The 372-nt window shown below is 39.8% G+C and carries 1 pseudogene; it reads right to left on the reverse strand.

From position 1 onward, the window contains the following. Positions 1–326, reverse strand: a pseudogene (locus ACFINZ_RS11055) (peptidase M23); the annotation flags it as partial. Positions 327–372 lie beyond the last annotated feature (46 nt).

The raw sequence follows: 372 nt of genomic DNA on the forward strand, positions 1-372 counted from the left end.
TTAAGCTTTTCTTCCCTTTCAGAAATATCATTTGCTACTGCACGTTCTTCTTTAGCAGCTTTTATGAGTGCATCGCTCAAAGCGCGCTGATCTTTTTTTAAACGCTCAACTTGCCGAGAAAGAAAAGCAACACGCTCACGCGAAAGTGAAATACTTTGGCGAATTTCTCCCAGCGTTTTACGTGCTTCTGCACTCCTTACTGTATCTTCGGCATGCGATACAGACAAGAAAAAAAACATACTCAAGAACAGCACAACAAATATTGCGCATTCCTCATATAAACATTGCATCTTTCTATGAAGAAGCTTTTTCATTTGCCTAACCATTCAGCCTCATCGCATAAACTAGAGATGCTTTAAATGGTGTCAGCTA

Source organism: Bartonella sp. AA81SXKL, assembly GCF_042196945.1.
Classification (GTDB): domain Bacteria; phylum Pseudomonadota; class Alphaproteobacteria; order Rhizobiales; family Rhizobiaceae; genus Bartonella.